Below are 18,813 nucleotides of genomic sequence, written 5' to 3'. Positions count from 1 at the left end.
GAAGAGATCACTATGGATTACGATATCAGCGTTTATGATACTGAGGTACCGCATTACAACCGTGCAAGGTGGACGATCCGGCTCACTGTTTTAGGTTTGGGCGCACTGATTTATTGGGCTTCTATTTCTGAAATCAGCCAGGTGACCCATGCGCAAGCCCAAGTGATCGCCAGCGAGCGTACCCAAAGTGTGCAATCAGCCGATGGCGGCATTATTACCCGCGTACATATTAAAGAAGGTGGGCAGGTCAAAAAAGGTGATGTTTTGGTTACTTTGCAAAAAGAACGTGCCAAGGCAGCGGTTGAAGATTCTAATGGCAAGGTGGCTGCGTTACAGATTACCGTGGCAAGATTACAAGCTGAAGTTTATGGCAAGCCGTTTGTTATCCCGTCAGATGTTAAATCTTATACCGAGTTTGTCTCCAATCAGAAAAATCTGTACCTGAAACGAAAAATGGCCATTGAACAAGATGTGGCCGCGCTGAATGATATGCTGGTACTGGCGCATCAGGAATTATCGATGAATCAAAAGCTGGAAGCGACCGGTGATGTCAGTGTCTCGGATGTGTTGCGTTTAAAACGCCAGGTTGCCGAGATAAAAGCTCAGATAACCAATAAGAACAACAAATACTTTCAGGATGCCCAGGCTGAAATGACCAAAGCTCAGGAAGACCTGAATACGCAAACCGAAATGTTGCGCGACCGGTCGCAAATCCTTAGCCAAACCGTGCTGACATCGCCTGTTGATGGCATTGTTAAAGAAATTAAAATAAATACTTTAGGCGGCGTGGTTAAGCCTGGCGATATTATTCTGGATATTTTACCGACCAGCGGGGATTTAATTGTAGAAGCCAAGGTTTCGCCGACTGATATCGCCAATATTAGTATTGGCCAAACTACCAGCGTAAAACTTGATGCCTATGACTACGCTATTTTTGGCACTATGCCAGGCAATGTTATTTACATTAGCCCAGATACCTTGGAAGAAGAGACTAAAAAAGGTGCATTTATCTATTACCGCGTACAAATCCGTATCGATAGAAAAAAACTGGATGCCACTAAGGACAATGCGATAAAAGTGCTGCCCGGCATGACGGCCAGTGTTGATATCAAGGCCAAGGATCGCACGGTGCTGACTTATTTGACCAAGCCGGTATTTAAAACTATTTCTAGCTCATTAGGTGAACGTTAACAGCAGTGGGATGCCATCTACTCGTTCGGTTCTGGCATGTTAATCGGTGTCACTTTGGCAATAACGATAGCTTGCCAGAATCTTGCAAGGCAGGGGGTAAAATTAAGCGAACGGTGAGTCAACACAGCTAAGCTATTTTTTGGGTTCTTTTTTGGAAAGTCCCAGTTTGACATCAGTTTCTACTTCCGGCAACCTGTTAACAGCAACATTTACGGGGGGCAGTTTGCTAACACCGGCATCAAGTTTTACTTTTATTGATGGTAACTTGGTAACGGCCACCCCTGCGTCCACTTTTATTGACGGTAGCTTATTAACCGCAACCCCTGCATCCACTTTTATAGGGGGTAGCTCAGTTACGGCAATGCCGGCATCCAGTTTTAACTCAATCGGCTTATCAATAGCCAAATTAAGCGCAATAGGCTTATCGGTTACCAGATTCAAGTTTACAGTCAAGGGGCAGCCGGATAATAAGCAAGCCATCAAAACAAAGCAACAAAATCTTGTTTTAAAAAGCAGTGGAAAATCTTTTTTCATAAGTAAATTATTACTTTGTTTTAGAAACAATAAGTGTTTTGCTAAAAATTAGTTTATAAAATTTAACAGGCGAAAAAGTGATAATTGATAGCCTACATTTCTTCAAATAAAGCCGCTCTGGCTTGCTTTAGATTATCTTTAACCTCCATTTCAGCGAGATTTTTAAAAATATTGCTGACTTTTTCCAAATCAGTTTTAGTCGCAGCTTCCCGGTAAAAATTTACCAGCACTTCGCCAAATTTAACGGCCAGTTCGGTAATTTCATCCAGTGATATATCTGCTTTAATTTTTTGATTATTGATTAATCCATGTATATCAACATTGGAAACATATTGCATCCAGCTGTCCAAAATATACGGCTCACTTACCGCTTCAAAAGTGGATAAAATTTTTTCGATACGGCGCTGGTCTTCAATCAGGTAATTGAGCAACATTTTTACCCGTTCCGGCTGCGGTTTTTTGTTGAGTGATGCGTAAAAATCCCGTAAATGAATATGGGTCATTTTGCTGTAGTCGATGACGTGTTTAACTTGTAAAAAACTTTGCATGATAAATCTCCTTGTTGTTCACGATAAGTGGTTACAGGTATCAGTGATTTATAGGAATCCATTCAATTTTATTGATAAATTAATCGCTTGGTTCTCACAAAAATGCTGTTAACAATCCCACTTTTTCATATAAGCTGTTGCCAAAGGTTGAATACAACCGTCTTCTGACGGTTGTTGTTTTAATAAATCTACTTTATTGACTAGCGGCAGCAAAGTGTTTAACTCTGGTTTTTCAGTGCTTTCATAATTAGGTGCAAGCTTATTTTGGTCTTTTTGGGGTGCACGGATGGGCAATCCCAAAACGGTAGGCATGTAGGTATCAGGTAGTATTTTAATCATTGCGGTGCTCCGTATTGGTTGTCAATAGGTAGTTCACAGTTACCTATCAGGCGCTCAATAGTAATTAATAGTTTTTAGGTTAATCTTAGGAAAGCATATTCTTTAAGCCAGCGGCTCCCACGCTGGATGGGTTTAAAAGATTTTATTTGTCATAGCTGTGTTGATCTGGTTGATAAAAAGATTTTTTTTCAACGTCCGCCACCGGCTTTGTTAAATCGTGCCAATGTTGGCTATTAACACTGGATAGAGGTGTTTTATCGGTCAATTTATTTGATTTTCCTGCGTTTTCGGCCAACTTTAAAGGCAGGCCGGTAAAGGCGTACAAGAAACCCAGCAAATCCAAATTGAGTTCGTCTTTGTGGGTATTGGGCAAGCCATGCGAGGCAGCAGGGTAAATTTTTAAGATAGCATTATTAATGAGTTTAAATGACGCGTAAGCGGAAGTGGCAAGCGGCACAATTTGGTCATCACTGCCGTGAATAATTAAGGTGGGTACGTCAATTTTCTTCAGGTCTCCAGTAAAGTCGGTTTCGGAAAAGGCTTTTATGCAATCCAGCTGATTCTTCAGGCCGCCTTGCATTCCTTGCAACCAGAAGGCATCCTGTAAGCCCTGGCTAATCTTTACACCGAATCTATTTGTACTATAAAACGAAGTACTGAATTCCTTAAAAAATTGTGAACGGTCGGCCATTACACCGGCACGGAGGCTGTCGAATTTCTCCATGGCTAGACCGTCAGGATTCGTTTCTGTTTTAAGCATGAATGGTGCCACCGACCCTATCAAGACTGTTTTAATAACACGGTTTGTGCCGTAACGTCCGACATAACGAGCTACTTCTCCAGCCCCCGTTGAATGGCCGATTAAAGTGATGTCATTTAAGTCTAGGGTTTCGATGAGCTCGGCCAAGTCGTCGGCATAAGTGTCCATGTCATTACCCGTGGAGGGCTGGCTTGAACGGCCGTGGCCGCGGCGGTCATGCGCAATGCAGCGGTAGCCGTTAGAGGCCAGATAGGTCATCTGGCTCTCCCACGCATCGGCATTCAGTGGCCAGCCGTGGCTGAAAATAACCGGCAATCCCGCGCCCCAGTCTTTATAATAAATTTCTGTGCCATCTTTAGTCGTCATTATGCTCATGGCACTGTTCCTTTACTAGATTGGATGACGGGAGGCGTTACGCGCCAAACAGTATTGCCGACATCATCAGCGACCAGCAAGTTTTGTTGTTTATCAACAGCCACACCCACCGGCCTGCCAAGTGCATCGCCATCGGTATCCAAAAATCCAGTCAGTACATCCAGCGGTTCTCCGTAAGGTTTACCCTCTTTGAAGGGAACAAAAATAACTTTATAACCGCTACGAGGATCACGGTTCCAGGAACCGTGCTGACCTATAAACACACCGTTATTAAAGGGTGCTGGCCATGCCGTACTTTTAGAAAAAACCAGGCCTAGCGACGCGGTATGCGTACCCAGTCCATAATCAGGCACGCGTGCTGTTGCAACTAATTCCGGTTTTTGTGGCTGGACACGTTCGTCTACATGTTGGCCAAAATAGCTGTAAGGCCAACCAAAAAAATTGCCATCAGCGACTGATGTGAGGTAATCGGGCACCAGATCGCTGCCAATTTCATCGCGCTCGTTGACTACTGTAAAAAGTGCACCGGTATCAGGTTCAAAGGCTAAGCCATTGGGATTACGCAAACCCGATGCGTAAATCCGATGGCTTCCCAGTTTTGGATTCACTTCCCAGATAGCCGCGCGGCCCACTTCTTGATCCATACCGTTTTCAGCGACATTGCTATTTGATCCCACCGTCACGTAAAGCAAGGAACCCTCACGGTTAGCGATCAGGTTTTTGGTCCAGTGATGATTAATTAAACCGGCGGGCAGGTCGACTACCTTAACGCCTGCTTGAGTGATGTGGGTTTCATCTGCACTATAATTAAACTTCATGACGGCATCAGAATTAGCCAGGTAAAAATCTTTACCCACCAATGCCATGCCAAAAGGTGAATTAAGGCCTTCAATAAATACTGTCTTAGTCTCGGCAACCCCATCTTTGTCGGCATCGCGCAGTAAGCTAATGCGATTGGCGCTAGGTACGCCGGCACCCGCCTTGCCCATCACCAGTTTCATAATCCAGCCTTTAATGCCTTTTGCGTCATCAGGTTTAGGCGGTGAATTGGTCTCGGCCACTAAAACATCCCCGTTGGGCAGCACATAAAGCCAGCGCGGATGATCGAGACCGGTAGCAAATGCGTTTACCGCCATACCCAGATTGGGCACTGGTTTTTCATTTTCCGACCAGCCTTTAGCCGGTGCAATGTTGAGGGTGGGTATTAAAGTCGGGTTAGGCGGCGGTATTTGGGGATCAGTCCCTATACCTGCCGATATCGGCAACTGTGCTACCTCACCACATGCCGATAAACTTATTGCTATGAGACTCCAAAGTAATAACTTGGGATGGATAGTCACAGAATTTGCACAAAACCCTTTCATAGTTAACTCTTCATGCTTGCCATTTGGCGGCAGCTTTCAGCACAGGCTCTACAGGCTTTAACACATTCATCCATTCCCCCGATTTTTTCACAATTAGCCGCGCAGGCCTCGCAAATTTCAGCGCACACTTCGCATACACGCTGATGAAATTTGGAATTGCTGAGTTGGAAATTTGCTGAGGTCTGGCAAATCTCGGCGCAATTCATCATCAAACGAAAGTGCTCTGCTTCTACATGTTTTCCACCGGCTTCCAGGCAGTGGTTCATAGCTGTTTGCAGACAGACTTGATGGCAATGGCTACACGCTTCTATGCAACTTTGCAAACCGTTTTGAGTGGGGGCTGAGTGATTCATAGTATTTTCCTAAGTTAACGTTATGGGTGCGACAAAACACGATAAGCCATGTCAGTAAGCGTCATTGTGTAGAGTGACTGGGGTTTGCTTGCAACCTTGATGCTACAGTAACCGTAAAACCCAACGCAGTCGGTTCGGTGGCGCACATAATGAAATTTTCTGCCCCAATAGTTAAGGCGGCAATAAGTATTTTCCACTTGCATTGGACGTTCTGCGAGAAGCTGAAGTAAATGGCGGCTGCCCGCAGCTTGCGGTGTGTTTTGAAGGAAACAAGGTATTAATTTAATAACAATGGCCTAAAAACTATAGGGCTAACTTTAAAGATAAGTTGTTTTCTCAGGTTTATATGTGCGCTGGCGCACAGACAAAATAGTAATGTTGCGATTAAGCTACTTCTGAGGCTGTTTAACAACAGCGTGTTGCCTTAATTAATCAACTATAAGGAAAATATCATGTTAAAAAGAAATTTACTCACTCTTGCTGTGCTGGCTGGTGTCGGTTTTTTACCTCTTACGCACGCTGCTGACCAACCCGAAGATGGCATGTATCAGCCTGCCGTACAAGCTGAGGGCGATAGTAGTCGTCCAGTTGTCACTCCGCTGGTCGATGATCGCTGGTATATAGCGCCTTTTGGCACGTATGTAAAACCCGGCGGCGATAGACATTCTGATATTGATGGCTACGGTGCCGGTTTGGGTATCGGTAAAATGATCAATGAGCATTTTAACGTGGAGTTAAGAGGCTTTTATAACAGCTTTGATGACCAAAACCCACGTCCGGATGGCAGCAAAGGTCGGTGGGATCTTGCTGGCGGCACCGCCGATTTGCAATACTATTTCTTCCGTGACACCTTTTCGCCTTATGCTGTCATAGCCGCAGGTGGCATGAACAGCTACGTTAACGGCAACAGCGGCGTGGGGGTTATCGGTGAAGCCGGTTTAGGTTTTACCTATGAAGTGAATGATAACTTCCTGATCCGCAGTGATGCACGCTACCGCTATAACAATAACTTAAATGCCCATTTAAACCCGGGGACGGATGAGTTCCATGATCTTGTTGTTAACGTGGGTTTTGTGGTGCCTTTAGGTCCAAAACCTGTCGCTGTTGCCGAAGTTCAGCCCGCTCCGCCACCCCCCGATTGTTCTACACTGGATTCGGATTCCGATGGTGTGAATGATTGTTTGGACCAATGCCCAGGCACCATCAGCGGTAGCCAGGTTGACGATAAAGGCTGTCCTATCAGGCTGGAAATTAAGGGCGTAAATTTCAAATTTGATTCAGCAGAATTGACACAAAATGCCATGAGTATTCTGGATGGCGTTGCGGAAAGCCTGATCAATTATCCACAAAAAAATGACATCGAGGTGCAAGGCCATACCAGCAGCGAAGGCACTAACAAATATAACTTACGTTTGTCACAACGCCGCTCGCAATCTGTTGCTGATTACCTGAGCCAAAAAGGTGTGACTAACAAGTTAACGGCACGCGGCTACGGCGAAGACCAGCCTATTGCTGATAACAGCACCGAAGAAGGCAGAGAAAAAAATCGTCGTGTTGAATTGGTTTGGAGTGAAGAGACAAAATAAAGCGGCGCTTTCAACTTTTTAACCCTACAACCTGCTTTTACTCTTAATAGAGGTTGTAGGGCATTGATTAATAGCATCTGTTGTATTTAATCCAAAATACCTTATGTACGATACCGTACAGACATCCCCCACTCTTATCATTAGAATGGAATTGAGTTTGCAGCCCGCTGCACTTGATCCAAATAACAATGTTGTTTTTATTAACGTTGTTGTGCCAATTTATTAATTACCCAATATAAGGTATAAGCCAATGAAAACAAAAAATAAAGTTATTATCATGTCCTGTTTGTCTGCTGTTATTGCATTAGCAGGTTGTCAAAAAGAAGATGCCAAAGATCGGGCAGAGAAAAAAATTGACACTGCCACGGATATGGCCAAGGAAAATATTGAGCAATCTAATAAAACAGCTGATGAACGCATAGAAGGCATGAAAGATTCATTGGATGAAAGAGCAGATCAAGCCAAGGAAAACATTGACCAGTCGACAGAAGCCTCTAAAGAAGCGTTGGAAAACACGCAAGAGAAGGTGGATAAAAACGCAGATCGCGCCGAGAAAAAAGTGGAACAAATAAAAGACAATGCAGAAAAAAAACTGGATGCCATGAAAGATTCACCTACCACAGTGCTTCCGGCAGTGACAGGTGAACAAATGGATGACTCCATGATTACTGTTAAAGTTAAAGACGCCATAATGGCCGATGCTATGCTTAGCAAGTCCCATATAAACGTAGATACCGTTAACAGTGTCGTAAAACTGAGTGGTACTGTTGATTCTGAAAAAGGTATCGCGCGTGCAGTCGCCGCAGCCAATAGCCAAAAAGGCGTAACCGCAGTACAAAATGACCTTACTGTTGACGTGAAAGGCAAATAATAATGCGTTATTTACGATTTATGGCTGCTTTAAGCGTTATGTTGGTAAGCGAATCTGTGTACGCCACAACCGCAGATGATTCTTATATTGCAGGTTATGCTGCGGGTATGCTAAAGCAAAACTTAAATCTTGATATGCCGTCATTAATTGTAAAAGACGGCGTTATTACTGTGCCGGTCGGCAGTTTGGCGGCTGCCGATCAAAGCAAAGCGGTTGAGTTATTATCACAAGTGCCTGGGGTAAAGGGGGCCAATGTCGCAGAAATTAGCTCTCAGCAATCAACCGACGCGCTTACCCAGCCTGTCCAGGTCGCGGGTGATAAGGCTGTTTCATCTATAGACCCTACCGTTTTACAGGTAGGGTGGTTTCCTTCAGAGCACTTATTTAAACCCTTATTGGCTGATCCGCGTTGGACGCATTTTTCAGTGGCTTACCATAATTACCAAAATAATACCTTTAATGGCAACAATATAGCCTCGGTTAGTTTTGGCGAAACCATACCGTTTTACCGAAATAATTTAGGCAAATTTAATGCCCAATGGGAGGTTGGGCTTCAGGGCGGGGTTTTTAGTGACTTTAACCTGGATGCGCCATCGGTTGACCTTATCAATACCGATTTTATTGGTGCTCTCTATACCAGTGTGCGTGCTGGCCACTTTTCTGCCTTTGGCCGGCTTTATCATCAAAGTTCACATCTTGGTGATGAGTTTCTGCTGAGCCAGCTCAATACTCAATTCCAGCGTGTTAACCTGAGTTACGAAGGCGTAGATTTAAGGCTTTCTTATGAGTTTCCGTATGGTGTGCGTATTTATGGGGGCGGCGGCGGTATTTTTGATAGAGATCCTTCAACATTAAGAGTATGGTCAACACAGGCCGGTATTGAATTTAGAAGTCCTTGGGTGTTAGATTTTGCGGCCATGCGGCCTATTGTTGCCGTTGACATTAAAAATCGTGACCAAAATAATTGGAATACTGATGTTTCGGCCAGAGCAGGTGTTCAGTTTGACAACTCAACTTTGTTAGGCCGCAGGTTTCAATTGCTTGTTGAATACTATAACGGCTACTCACCGAGCGGACAATTTTACAAATCTAAAATTGAATATATTGGCTTAGGTGCGCATTATCATTTTTAACCGAAAATACTATAAACGAACTGCTTGTCTTTTATAGCGTTTTCATATCAGGTGAATAACATTAATTATTAGTAGTGGAGCACAAACCTAGGTTTGCATTCCCTCCAATATAACTAATCGATACTGAAAACGCTGTATAGGCAGACACATAAAAACAAAAAAAATAGAAAGGTCATAAATCTTAAGGTTTTCTCGGTATTTTTATTGTATCTCCACGTTACTGTAAGCGGATAGCTGGTTTTGTAAATTAACCACCTAAAATTAGCCGTCTATTTAGCATGGACAGTCATATTATGTGCGTTAGCGTACAGAGCGAACTTAAGATTTTGATTAAACTTTAAGCATTCCTAAAGGAGCATCGCCATGAATTTAAATCTCGCCATTGAACCCGTACTGGCACTTGTAGTAGGGGTATTGATTTTGATGATTCCACGGTTTTTAAACTATTTTGTAGCCATTTATTTAATTGTTGTCGGTGTTCTAGGGCTCACTCATCATCCCATCAATTTGGGGCGTTTTTAGATTATATTAATTTAAAATTTTTAAACAAGGGCGTTAACCATGTCAATTGGCAGCTTATTACTTGTCGTTATTCTACTGATGCTGGTTGGCGTCATTCCAAGATGGCCCCATAGCCGGAACTGGGGCTACGGGCCTAGCAGTGGTCTTGGGCTGATTCTTATCATCTTACTGGTGCTGGTGTTAATGGGCAGAATTTAGCCAAAAATAATGCCGCTACCTTGTAGCATTACAGGTAAAGCCGATGCAAATCACCTTATTGATTATTGCACAGATTGCCGTTGCGAATTTTACCCACTTAGCAATGGCCAAGGCTTTTTATGATTATCGTATTAACGGGTCACTTTTGGAGACTAGGAATTTTTAATATCTATCGCCGGTAGTGACTCAAGTATTTTGTGTGGGTTAGGAGAATTAAACCATGGCGAAGCGTCGAGAACAAAGACAGCATAATAGAGTCGACCATCCGGGGGGAGAGGAAACACCCATTCGGTTCGAATTATTCAGCATTGAGCGGCTAGCGCAACATGCAGTAAGCTTGGCAAAAGCTCAAAAAATTACGGCGGTTAAAGAAGGTCAAAAACTCATCCCCCGGGTTCGCGAGAACTCCCATGTATTGTTAGCCGCCTACCAAGCAGTTGCCCAAACAGCGCATCAACAACAGGCCATTACCCCCGCAGCGGAATGGCTACTGGATAATTTCCATGTGATTGACGAACAAGTTAGCAGCATACTGGTTGACTTGCCTGAAAGCTTTTATCTGGACTTGCCTAAATTAGCTGACGGTGTGCTGGCAGGTTATCCCCGTGTTTACGGTATTGCCTGGGCATTGGTGGCGCATACTGATAGCCGTTTTGATGCTGAATTACTCAAGCATTTCGTGACTGCTTATCAAAGCGTTGACCCGCTCACCATTGGCGAGCTTTGGGCAATACCGGTCACCCTTAGAATTTTACTGATTGAAAATCTTCGCCGTTTGGCGGTTCGCATCATGCGTTCTCAATCCGGCCGCCAGCTAGCAGACGAGTTTGTTGACAACATTGAACAAATCGCCGCCCAAACCGAAAAAGCAGATACGCCTTCATTTACCGGCGTATTGCCGGCTGATAACTTGCGTCAGGCCTATGCTGTGCAGGTTTTACAACGTTTGCATGACCCCCACCCCGGCGCCACCATTTCCCTGGATTTTCTGAATGACTGGTTAACTGCGCAGGGCGTTAGCATTGATGAAATTGTCAATAAAGAACACGCCACCCAGATTGCGGGGACTTTAACGGTCCGCAATATTATTACCAGCATGCGTGCCATTTCGGTGTTTGATTGGTCGCAGTTTGTTGAGGAAGTAAGCTTAGTAGATCAGTGCCTAAGCAATTATGATGGTTACTCTACCATGGATTTTTTAACGCGTGACCGCTATCGCCATGCCATTGAAGATCTCGCCAAACATTCAGCGCATTCAGAGTTAGAAATCGCCCGTAAAGTCATAGATAAAGCTAAGCGTGCTAGCCAGCAGGGCAGTACCGATATAAAACAGGAGCCGGGCTACTATTTAATTGATGACGGCCGATACGAATTTGAAAAAGAGGTTCACTTTAAACCTGGCCTGAAAAAAAAGTTACTGCGTGCCTATGTGGCTAACGCGAGTTTTGCATATATCGGCAGTATTGGCGTATTGACATTATTGTTGTTTGCCTTCCCCTTGAGCGCGAGTTTAGCGGCTGGCCTTAGCCAATTTCAGTTAATACTGCTGTCACTATTTGGGGTTTTTCTGGCCTCTGACATTGCTGTTAATGTAGTCAATAAGCTTATTATTACCCGCCTTCCGCCCAATCATCTGCCAAGGCTGGCTTTAAAAGACGGCGTACCGGAAGCTTTAAGCACTTTTGTTGTGGTACCGACGTTATTTACCAGTGAAGCCGGGGTAAAAAACCAGATTGAACAAATGGAGATTCGCTATCTGTCAAATTTAGGCGAGCATGTTTACTTTGCGTTGTTATCGGATTGGTGTGATGCAGAACACGAAACCATGCTCAATGATAACCAGCTATTAAGTGCTGCGATTGCCGGCGTGGCCGCGCTTAATACCAAGTACGGTGGACAGCGGTTTTTTGTGTTTCATCGTAAACGCTTATGGAATTCTTGTGAAAATAAATGGATGGGCTGGGAGCGAAAACGCGGCAAGCTGGAAGAGTTTAACCGGCTGTTACGCGGTGCGACCGATACTTCTTTTTTACCGATTTATGGTAAACCAGCCTCAGCGCCTGCGGGCATTTGTTATGTGATCACCCTGGATGCGGATACACGGTTACCCATGGGCGTGGTCGCGCAACTGGTGGGGGTGGCGGCGCATCCTTTAAATCGGCCGGTGTTCGACCCCAAACTCCAGCGGGTTGTGGAGGGTTACGGCATTCTTCAGCCGAGGGTAACCCCCACCCTGCCGCTACGGCAGGAACACTCCATGTTCCACCAGTTTTTTGCCGGGGTTTCCGGTACAGATTCTTACTCCGTTTCGGTCTCTGAGCTCTACCAAGATTTGTTTGCGCTGGGTACTTACAGTGGCAAAGGTCTCTATCATGTTGATACTTTTCAGGCCGCTTTGGACGGACGTGTACCTGATAATGCCATGCTCAGCCATGACTTGTTTGAAAGTGTATTTGCGTGTTGTGCCCTGGTAAGCGACATTGAGTTTTTTGATGAATTCCCCTCCCATACCGAGGTTGCCGCCTCGCGCGACCACCGCTGGGCACGCGGAGACTGGCAATTATTACCCTGGATTTTGGGGCTTCAAGGCCAGGGCATGCCTATGATTGGCCGCTGGAAAATGATAGATAATTTGCGCAGATCGCTTTCTGCGCCCAGCGCTTTTTTTGCGTTAGTGACCATCTGGTCTATTCCGAATGCGCCGCAGTTACTGTTAACCGGCTGTGTATTGACAGCTTTAGCCTTTCCGGCCATTTTAACGTTTATCAGCAGTTTAAAATTGCCTAAAAGTGGCATTGCGTCGATGCTGTGTTGGCGTCAAATAGCAGAAAATATGCTCTGGGCATTAGGTAGCAGCGGATTGACAGTCACTTTACTGGCACAACGTGCGTGGCTGATGATGGACGCTATTGGCTTCACGCTGGTGCGGCTGCTGATTACCAGGAAAAAACTGTTGCAATGGGTGACCGCTGAACAAGCAAAATCTGCATCCGACCATGCACTGAAAAATTTAATCAGGCCTTTATACAAGTCCAGCGCCATGGTTATTGGGGCAGCGGGGGTAATAATCTTCTTTAATCCGGCTGGGCTTAATTTGGCCGCAGCGTTTTTATTGGCATGGTGGCTGGCACCCATTATTGCTCATGGCTTAAGTCTTCCACCCCGGATTGATAGGGTAGAATCTTTGTTGATTGAGGACAGTGAAAAGCTGCGTTTGATCGGCAGGCGCATCTGGTGTTTTTTTACCACTTTTGTGACCGAGCAAGAGCATTATCTACCGCCGGACAATTTTCAGGAAGACCCGGAACCGGTCATTGCCCATCGGAGTTCACCTACTAATTTTGGCCTGTATTTGTTATCTGTAGTCACGGCCAGGGATTTTGGCTGGCTAGGATTGATGGACACTGTTGATCGCCTTGATGCCACCCTGACAACGCTCACGGAATTACCGCGCTTAAATGGCCATTTCTATAATTGGTACGATACCGGTAATCTACATACCTTGGAACCGCGCTATATTTCTACCGTCGACAGTGGCAACCTAGCCGGGCATTTGCTGACTATAGCGCAATCATGCCGCGAAATGCTGAGCCAGCCGTTGACGTTTTCTAATAGGCTGACAGGGCTTAAAGATACCCATCAGTTGTTTACCAGCGCACTGGTTAAGCTTATTGATAACCACAGCGTGCATGCTGTCATTTTAAAAAAACTACAACAACAAGGTAGCAGCATCAGGGAACTTTTAAGTAGCTATCCTGCGGATTTAAAAGAATGGAGTGATTTATGGCAACAGCTGGCTGACGCAGTTGAGATACTTTATGATCTGGCCAAGACCTACGCTACCGAATTGGATGATGTTGACGATAACGAGGCATTGACATGGGCCAAATTGTTACATGACGATATCCATTCTCACCTGCGTGATGTCAATAGCTTAATTCCCTGGATTCATTTTTCCGCAAGTGCTGAATCAGATACCAAATTTCCGCATCCTATAGCGGCATCAACGCAGCTGGTGCTTAATACTCATTTGGCTGACCTGTCCAGCTGTTATGTGCAGTGTTTACTCAATCTGGCGGCATCCCCCCTGGAATCGGTTGACCTGAACGCCTTAACAATAGCCATAGAGCATGCCGCAGCACAGGCAGACGTGCTGAGCCAGCGTTTGGAAAATATGATTTTACGGCTAGATACCTTGTTTTATGGCATGGATTTCCGTTTTCTTTATGACCCTGAATGCCACATGTTTTCAATTGGATATCGCGTCGCAGAAGCCGCACTTGATCCTAGTTACTACGATTTACTGGCATCCGAAGCGCGGCTTTCCAGTTTTATTGCCATCGCCAAACGTGACGTGCCCGGCAAGCACTGGTTCCATTTAGGGCGGCGGGTCACCCGTGTTGGAGATGGCATGGTGCTGTTGTCATGGTCAGGTTCCATGTTTGAATACCTGATGCCTTCCCTGGTGATGTTTACCCCCCGTTATAGCTTGCTAGACCAGACATGTCGCCTGGCGGTTAACAGGCAAATAGAATATGGTGTGGAACGCGGTGTCCCCTGGGGTGTTTCAGAGGCTGCATTTAATGGCCGTGACCTGTATTTCACTTATCAATATTCTGCCTTTGGTGTGCCGGGTTTAGGTATAAAACGAGGTCTTGGCGATGAGCTGGTGATTTCCCCCTACGCCACCGCCTTGGCCGCGATGTACCTGCCGCATGCGGCCGTGAAAAATTTTGAACGCTTAGAGCATGAAGGTGCGTTAGGTCCCTTTGGCTTTTATGAAGCCCTGGATTTTACACCCGTGCGGCTGGCAGAAAATCAACGGGTTGCCATAGTGCGTTGCTATATGGCTCACCACCAAGGCATGTCCCTGGTGGCCATTTCTAATGTGGTTCATGATGGGATTATGCGGCATCGTTTTCATAATACCCCACTGATCGAAGCGGCGGATTTGTTGTTACAGGAACGTATTCCCGCAAATGTTGATATGGATAATGTGCCCATCCTGGAAGTTATTTCTGAAGTCAAGGAAGCGGTGCAGCCGCCGATTCGCCGTGTGCCGTCCCCTACCTCCGCTGTGCCTTCTGCGCACTTACTGTCTAACGGGCGTTATGCCGTCATGATTACTGCCGCAGGATCAGGTTATAGCGCGTGGCGTGATTTGGCGGTAACACGCTGGCGCGAAGACGTAACGCGGGATGCCTGGGGCAGTTACCTGTATTTGCGCGATGTAGGCAGTGGTCAGGTATGGTCGGCAGGCTATCACCCCACCACGATTGAACCCGAACATTACGAAGTGTATTTTGCTGAAGATCGTGTCCGCATCACCCGCACAGATCATAAAATAACCAGTACCCTGGAAATTGTTATATCCCCTGAAGATGATGCCGAAATACGTCGGCTTAGCTTGACTAATAATTCAGAATATAGCCGGGAAATCGACATTACCTCGTATGCAGAAATAGTGCTGGCGTCTTTTGCTGCTGATATTGCCCATCCGGCCTTTTCAAATCTGTTTATCCAGACCGAGTATTTACCCCAGGTTCAAGGTTTGATTGCACAGCGGCGACCCCGTATGGCAACGGATCCTAAAACATGGGCTGTGCATTTACTGATCTGTTCGCAACCCCAGGAAAGCCTGCAATACGAAACCGATAGGGCACGCTTTATTGGCCGTGGCCAAACCTTGCGAGAACCCCTTGCAATCATGGATGGCCGTCCATTAACGAATACGGTCGGCAATGTTCTTGATCCTATATTCAGTTTGCGTACCCGCATCCAGATTGCCGCAGGCACAACAGAGCATGTGACGTTTACTACCCTAGTGGCTAGCAGTCGCCAGGCCGTGGAAGATGCTGCCTACAAATATCATAACCTGCTGACATTCGAGCGTGTGTCTTCTCTGGCATGGACACATGCGCATGTGCAAATGCGTCATTTACGCACGAAACCCGATGAGGCGCAGTTATTTCAGGATTTATCCAGTCGTTTGCTGTACGCCGATCCCTGGCTAAGACCTTCCAGCAAGCTCATGCAGATGAATACCATGAACGTGACAGAATTGTGGCGGCAAGGCATTTCCGGCGACCGCCCTATTGTTTTATTGCGCATAACAGAGCCAGAAGACCGGCTTATTGTTGAACAATTATTACGTGCCCACGAGTATTGGCGCATGAAAGGCCTGGCTGTCGATTTGGTGATATTAAACGAAAAAGAATTATCTTACGCCGGTGATTTGCAAACCTTACTGGAAGGGATGGTGCGCGACAAGTTGGCACTTTTTGCCCCTAAAGAGCATGAGGCACGGGGCAGTATTTTTGTGCTACGGGGCGAACAGCTATCCATAGAAGCAAAACTCATGTTGAAAACAACAGCGCGTACGGTACTGGTTGGCAAACGAGGCACATTAGCGGAACAATTGTTACGCCATCCACGCCCGTTAGCTGCTTTTGTGCCAGCCAAGGTTTTACCCAATCCCAATAGCCATGCGCCTAAATTATCAGTCCCTCCGCTTGAGTTTTTTAATGGTCTGGGTGGCTTTAGTGATGATGGCCGTGAGTATGTCATTGTGCTGGACAACAACCAATGGACACCCACACCTTGGGTGAATGTAATTGCCAATGCGGAGTTTGGTTTTATAGTGTCAGAATCAGGTAGCGGCTGTACGTGGTCTGGTAATAGCCGAGAAAATCAGCTCACGCCGTGGTCAAATGATCCCGTTAAAGATTCCCCTGGAGAGGTGTTTTATTTGCGTGACGATGAAACCAGTGAACTATGGACACCCACCGCTTTACCCATTAGAGTTAACAATGCCAGCTATCTGATCCGCCATGGCCACGGTTATAGCCGTTTTGAGCATGAGTCACATGGCATTCATAGCGAACTTGTGCAATTTGTCAGTCCCGATGACCCTATTAAAATATCGTCTTTAACCTTAACAAATACCTCGGGACGAACCCGGCGTATTACGGTTGCAGCCTATATGGAATGGGTGCTTGGCGCATCGCGATCGGTAACGGCAATCCATATTGTCACTGAACTTGATCCTGAAACAGGTGCTTTGTTTGCCCACAACCATTGGAGTTCTGAATTCGGCCATCGCACCGCCTTTGCTGATTTTTCGGGTCGGCAAAATGGCTGGACGGGAAATCGCGCTGAATTTATTGGCCGTAACGGTAATCTGGCAGCCCCTGCTAGTTTACTGGGTTTTAAAGCCTTAAAAAATAGAGTCGGTGCGGGGCTAGATCCATGTGCGGCATTGGAAACCTGGGTGGAACTTGATGCCAATGACAGCATTGAACTGGTTTTTTTACTGGGGCAAGGCGACGACCGTGTTCATGCCAGAAAATTGATTCAGCAGTATAGAACAACCCAGACCGCAACCACCTTTAGTAAAGTAAAGCAATCCTGGGAACACGTGCTGGGTAAAGTTCAGGTAAAAACCCCAGACCGTGAACTTGACTTATTATTAAATGGCTGGTTGTTGTATCAAACCTTAAGTTGCCGTATGTGGGCCAGAGCTGGGTTTTATCAGGTAGGCGGCGCGTTCGGATTTAGAGATCAATTACAAGATAGCATGGCTTTGGCGGTTGCCAGACCTGATTTGACCCGTGCTCATATTTTGCGTGCAGCGGCAAGGCAGTTCGCCGAAGGGGATGTACAACATTGGTGGCATCCGCCGTCCGGTCGCGGCGTGCGTACCCACTTTTCCGATGACCTTATTTGGCTACCTTATGTGGTCGCACATTATATTAAGGTCAGCGGAGATACTGGCATACTCGAAGAAAACATTCCGTTTCTGGAAGGCATTCAATTGACCGCTGAACAGGAAGATGCTTATTTTGAACCCACCCAATCAGTACAACAGGTGAGCCTTTTTGAACATTGCGCCCGTGCGCTGGATCACAGCCTTAAAACCGGAGTGCATGGACTACCGCTCATGGGAACAGGGGATTGGAATGATGGCATGAATCGCGTGGGTAACCAGGGTAAAGGCGAAAGTGTTTGGCTGGCATGGTTTTTAATGTCTACCTTATCCAAATTTGCAGCGGTAGCACAAACGCGGGGTAATAACGAACATGCCATGCGGTGGCGCGAGCATTCTACACAACTAAAGACTGCTGTGGAAAAAGAAGCTTGGGATGGTGCCTGGTATAAACGGGCTTATTTCGATGACGGCACCCCGCTAGGTTCTGCGAGTAATGCTGAGTGTCGTATCGATTCAATTGCACAAAGCTGGGGGATTATTTCCGGTGCAGCGGATAAGGAGCGGGCGCAACGGGCAATGAACTCGGTGCGGGAATATCTGGTGCGCTACGGCGACGATCTTATTTTATTGTTTACGCCGCCTTTTGATAAAATTGAACGTGATCCAGGTTACATTAAAAGTTATCCACCCGGTGTGCGGGAAAATGGCGGCCAGTATACCCATGCCGCTATTTGGACGATTATTGCTTACGCTATGCTAGGCGAGGGTGACCAAGCCTTAGAATTGCTGCGTATGATAAACCCCGTGCATAGGACCTCCAGCCGCACCGGCAGCTATGCTTACAAAGTTGAGCCATACGTGCTGGCAGCAGATATTTATGCCGAGTCCCCGCACACAAGGCGTGGTGGCTGGACTTGGTATACAGGTGCGGCAGGCTGGTATTATCGTACTGGAATGGAATGGATTTTAGGGTTAAAGGTTCGCGCTAACCAGTTAGTGATTGATCCTTGTATCCCCAAAACATGGCGTAATTACAGCCTGGTTTACCAACATGGCAATAGTCGTTATGACATTAATATTGAAAACCCGAATGCTGTCTGCCGCGGTGTTATTTCGATAGATTTGGATGGTGTAGAGCAGTTAAACGGCAATAGCATTGCTTTGTCGGATGACGGACAGACTCATCAGGTACGGGTAGTGCTTGGATAATAAGATGAGCTATTTACTGGTACTGAGTCCATTTTATTTTGTTGAGCATTAAAAAATATTCCGTTCGTCCTGAGCTTGTCGAAGGACTTATGGTTCATGGTTCGGCAAGGCTCTCATGAGCT

The 18,813-nt window shown here is 46.0% G+C and carries 12 protein-coding genes and 1 pseudogene; 7 read left to right on the top strand and 6 right to left on the bottom strand.

Features of this window, described 5'->3' with window-relative positions:
* Positions 1-12 precede the first annotated feature (12 nt).
* Entirely contained in the window at positions 13-1,191 is a 1,179-nt protein-coding gene (locus ACHZC4_RS02655) for an HlyD family type I secretion periplasmic adaptor subunit (protein WP_394752231.1), read from the top strand.
* 132 nt (positions 1,192-1,323) lie between these two features.
* Here ACHZC4_RS02655 and ACHZC4_RS02650 read toward each other — a convergent pair whose 3' ends face one another.
* The 6 genes and pseudogenes from ACHZC4_RS02650 to ACHZC4_RS02625 form a co-directional block, all read right to left on the bottom strand.
* On the bottom strand, positions 1,324-1,644 hold the full coding sequence (locus tag ACHZC4_RS02650; RefSeq protein WP_394752230.1) for a hypothetical protein: 321 nt from the start codon (positions 1,642-1,644) through the stop codon (positions 1,324-1,326).
* A gap of 173 nt (positions 1,645-1,817) precedes the next feature.
* Positions 1,818-2,273, bottom strand: coding sequence for a hypothetical protein (locus ACHZC4_RS02645; RefSeq protein WP_394752229.1), 456 nt, complete (start codon positions 2,271-2,273; stop codon positions 1,818-1,820).
* A 108-nt stretch (positions 2,274-2,381) separates the two neighbouring features.
* Positions 2,382-2,612, bottom strand: coding sequence for a hypothetical protein (locus tag ACHZC4_RS02640; RefSeq protein WP_394752228.1), 231 nt, complete (start codon positions 2,610-2,612; stop codon positions 2,382-2,384).
* Positions 2,613-2,934: 322 nt separating this feature from the next.
* A pseudogene (locus tag ACHZC4_RS02635) lies at positions 2,935-3,747 on the bottom strand (alpha/beta fold hydrolase); the annotation flags it as partial.
* Positions 3,744-5,111 (bottom strand): PQQ-dependent sugar dehydrogenase, encoded by a 1,368-nt coding sequence (locus ACHZC4_RS02630; RefSeq protein ID WP_394752227.1) that lies wholly within the window; start codon positions 5,109-5,111, stop codon positions 3,744-3,746. The gene ACHZC4_RS02630 and the pseudogene ACHZC4_RS02635, both read right to left, overlap by 4 nt.
* Before the next feature lie 2 nt (positions 5,112-5,113).
* Positions 5,114-5,464, bottom strand: coding sequence for a four-helix bundle copper-binding protein (locus tag ACHZC4_RS02625; protein WP_394752226.1), 351 nt, complete (start codon positions 5,462-5,464; stop codon positions 5,114-5,116).
* A gap of 452 nt (positions 5,465-5,916) precedes the next feature.
* Here ACHZC4_RS02625 and ACHZC4_RS02620 point away from each other — a divergent pair, with 452 nt between their 5' ends.
* The 6 genes from ACHZC4_RS02620 to ACHZC4_RS02595 all read left to right on the top strand — a co-directional run bounded on the left by ACHZC4_RS02620 (position 5,917) and on the right by ACHZC4_RS02595 (position 18,691).
* On the top strand, positions 5,917-7,050 hold the full coding sequence (locus ACHZC4_RS02620; RefSeq protein WP_394752225.1) for an OmpA family protein: 1,134 nt from the start codon (positions 5,917-5,919) through the stop codon (positions 7,048-7,050).
* A 250-nt stretch (positions 7,051-7,300) separates the two neighbouring features.
* Positions 7,301-7,921 carry a BON domain-containing protein gene (locus ACHZC4_RS02615; RefSeq protein ID WP_394752224.1) on the top strand — a complete coding sequence of 207 codons (621 nt, stop codon included), beginning with the start codon at positions 7,301-7,303 and terminating at the stop codon, positions 7,919-7,921.
* Positions 7,922-7,923: 2 nt separating this feature from the next.
* Positions 7,924-9,054 carry a DUF1207 domain-containing protein gene (locus tag ACHZC4_RS02610; protein ID WP_394752223.1) on the top strand — a complete coding sequence of 377 codons (1,131 nt, stop codon included), beginning with the start codon at positions 7,924-7,926 and terminating at the stop codon, positions 9,052-9,054.
* A 363-nt stretch (positions 9,055-9,417) separates the two neighbouring features.
* Complete coding sequence (locus ACHZC4_RS02605; protein ID WP_394752222.1) at positions 9,418-9,576, top strand: DUF3096 domain-containing protein; 159 nt, start codon at positions 9,418-9,420, stop codon at positions 9,574-9,576.
* A 39-nt stretch (positions 9,577-9,615) separates the two neighbouring features.
* A complete protein-coding gene (locus ACHZC4_RS02600; protein ID WP_394752221.1) occupies positions 9,616-9,774 on the top strand; it encodes a DUF3309 family protein in 159 nt (52 codons plus the stop codon).
* A gap of 220 nt (positions 9,775-9,994) precedes the next feature.
* The gene (locus tag ACHZC4_RS02595) at positions 9,995-18,691 is read left to right on the top strand and encodes a GH36-type glycosyl hydrolase domain-containing protein (RefSeq protein ID WP_394752220.1); all 8,697 of its coding nucleotides are present in this window, start codon (positions 9,995-9,997) and stop codon (positions 18,689-18,691) included.
* Positions 18,692-18,813: the final 122 nt, after the last annotated feature.

It is taken from the genome of Crenothrix sp., assembly GCF_043729335.1.
In the GTDB taxonomy this organism is placed as follows: domain Bacteria; phylum Pseudomonadota; class Gammaproteobacteria; order Methylococcales; family Methylomonadaceae; genus Crenothrix.
Note: the sequence above shows the minus strand (reverse complement) of the source record. Positions and strands in the feature narration are given on the sequence as shown.

Excerpts from the sequence above, each read along its gene's own strand:
- ACHZC4_RS02655 (WP_394752231.1), top strand. The coding sequence starts at position 13 with ATGGATTACGATATCAGCGTTTATGATACTGAGGTACCGCATTACAAC.
- ACHZC4_RS02645 (WP_394752229.1), bottom strand. The coding sequence starts at position 2,273 with ATGCAAAGTTTTTTACAAGTTAAACACGTCATCGACTACAGCAAAATG.
- ACHZC4_RS02640 (WP_394752228.1), bottom strand. The coding sequence starts at position 2,612 with ATGATTAAAATACTACCTGATACCTACATGCCTACCGTTTTGGGATTG.
- ACHZC4_RS02630 (WP_394752227.1), bottom strand. The coding sequence starts at position 5,111 with ATGAAAGGGTTTTGTGCAAATTCTGTGACTATCCATCCCAAGTTATTA.
- ACHZC4_RS02625 (WP_394752226.1), bottom strand. The coding sequence starts at position 5,464 with ATGAATCACTCAGCCCCCACTCAAAACGGTTTGCAAAGTTGCATAGAA.
- ACHZC4_RS02620 (WP_394752225.1), top strand. The coding sequence starts at position 5,917 with ATGTTAAAAAGAAATTTACTCACTCTTGCTGTGCTGGCTGGTGTCGGT.
- ACHZC4_RS02615 (WP_394752224.1), top strand. The coding sequence starts at position 7,301 with ATGAAAACAAAAAATAAAGTTATTATCATGTCCTGTTTGTCTGCTGTT.
- ACHZC4_RS02610 (WP_394752223.1), top strand. The coding sequence starts at position 7,924 with ATGCGTTATTTACGATTTATGGCTGCTTTAAGCGTTATGTTGGTAAGC.
- ACHZC4_RS02605 (WP_394752222.1), top strand. The coding sequence starts at position 9,418 with ATGAATTTAAATCTCGCCATTGAACCCGTACTGGCACTTGTAGTAGGG.
- ACHZC4_RS02600 (WP_394752221.1), top strand. The coding sequence starts at position 9,616 with ATGTCAATTGGCAGCTTATTACTTGTCGTTATTCTACTGATGCTGGTT.
- ACHZC4_RS02595 (WP_394752220.1), top strand. The coding sequence starts at position 9,995 with ATGGCGAAGCGTCGAGAACAAAGACAGCATAATAGAGTCGACCATCCG.